General features: G+C 38.0%; 3 protein-coding genes. All 3 read right to left on the reverse strand.

Features of this window, described 5'->3' with window-relative positions; translation table 11 throughout:
• Window positions 1-138: 138 nt before the first annotated feature.
• The 3 genes from AACT42_RS23640 to AACT42_RS23650 all read right to left on the reverse strand — a co-directional run bounded on the left by AACT42_RS23640 (window position 139) and on the right by AACT42_RS23650 (window position 1,520).
• Window positions 139-507: a MotA/TolQ/ExbB proton channel family protein gene (locus AACT42_RS23640; protein WP_094132843.1), complete on the reverse strand. Its 369-nt coding sequence runs from the start codon at window positions 505-507 to the stop codon at window positions 139-141.
• Between the two features lie 5 nt (window positions 508-512).
• Window positions 513-803 carry a hypothetical protein gene (locus tag AACT42_RS23645; protein WP_094132845.1) on the reverse strand — a complete coding sequence of 97 codons (291 nt, stop codon included), beginning with the start codon at window positions 801-803 and terminating at the stop codon, window positions 513-515.
• A 303-nt stretch (window positions 804-1,106) separates the two neighbouring features.
• Window positions 1,107-1,520: a hypothetical protein gene (locus tag AACT42_RS23650; protein ID WP_094132847.1), complete on the reverse strand. Its 414-nt coding sequence runs from the start codon at window positions 1,518-1,520 to the stop codon at window positions 1,107-1,109.
• Window positions 1,521-1,684 lie beyond the last annotated feature (164 nt).

Below are 1,684 nucleotides of genomic sequence, written 5' to 3' on the forward strand. Positions count from 1 at the left end.
CAGACAACGCTACTACAAACTTTCCGCATAACACCGTAATCACGAAAACCAACGCATAGTAAAAATGCTACGCGTTGGCTGTCCCTCTTGAAGCGTTTGTTAACTGCATATGTGCAACTTTGTTCGGGCTTTGAAAGTCTATTTTCTACCAACAATATGAAATGGCAGTAAAAACAAACCTATAGATACACCATAGAATAGTGGCAAAAGAGCGACACTGATACCTACATGAATGGCTGTAGCATCTCCATTTGAATTAGAAAATGTCTGAACTAAGCCCATAATTAAGCCAAGAACTCCACTGAATATAGAAGTAAAAAAAGAACAAGATAGAGCCGAACTTTTAGATGTTAACCATCCAATTCCGCCAGCCAATAATGTTGGTATAGCTACAATTAATAGACTGCTTAAATCAATAAATTGCAACGGATCATCAAGTGAAGTTAATTCATTAACAATAAGAAAGGTTGCTGCGAGATATATAATTTTTATTAACTTATTGACCATATTAATCACCACCAATAGCCGTACATAAGACTGTCAGGATTACGAGGTAACCTAAGCATTGAGTCTCTATCTTTCATATAACGATTTATAAAATTACGTTGCCTAGCTCCTGAAGCCGGTAACTCACTTATTGCCGCAACTAATCTTATCACCTGAGGATCGCTTAAAGCTGTACCTCTTTCTAAAGCCTCATGAAGCTCGGGAACCAACACTTTATATAATCGATTAGCATCTCTTTTACCTGAAACTCTACCATAAATCTGCTCAGCAGCAGTTGAAATTAATGACGATGACATTTAAACCTCATCCTGTGGGCTATCAAATTAGCTCTAATGCTAAAAGAAATTATGCTGAACAAGCAGTTCAACAAACACAAACCTGAACAAAGATCACAAAGAGCAACAAGTTGCATTATAAGTTACCGAAGTAAATGTCAGTGACTTGGAGAAATGTAGAGCAGTTAACGCCCGGCTAAGGGGTTGACAACGCACCACCGAACTCAAAAAACACACTATAAATACTGAACTTCAATTTTGTACTAAAGTCGCCACGCGTTGGCAATCCCTCTTGAGCCGTTTGTTATATCAATGATTTTACCTTTATGCTTCACGTAGTTTTAAAATCAATACACCAAACGAAACAAAGCACAAAATAGCAGTAATAATAAACAGCAACATGAACCAAAATGAGAAGAACGCCATCAGGAAAGCTACAGCAAAAAACAAAAGAAAAAAACTTAACCTCACCATTTTACTTACTAACTGAGACCCCAATACTTTTTCACATTGCTCAACAGACAAGTCAATCTCTGCAATATGTACATGCGCTATTGCAAAAGCCGTAAACATGGGAAAGCACGCTGCAAAGAGTAACGTTGACATGAAAAGACATGTAGATTCATCGATGCTATTTGAGCTACTAAAAAGTGCTAAAAAGTACGCAGCACAGAATCCACTTAATGCAGAATAGAGCCATTTTAGCTGATTATATTTATAGCTTTCACTTACTAGCATCTTGATAATCTCTCCGACTCATTAATATAACGCCCGGTTAAGGGGCAGCCAACGCTACTACCAAGCTTCCGCATAACACCGTAACCACAAAAACCAACGCATAGTGAAGATGCCACGTGTTGGCTGTCCCTCTTGAAGCGTTTGTTATGTTTCTTGGATTCATG

The sequence above is a fragment of the Vibrio sp. V15_P4S5T153 genome (assembly GCF_963874485.1).
Classification (GTDB): Bacteria; Pseudomonadota; Gammaproteobacteria; order Enterobacterales; family Vibrionaceae; genus Vibrio; species Vibrio anguillarum.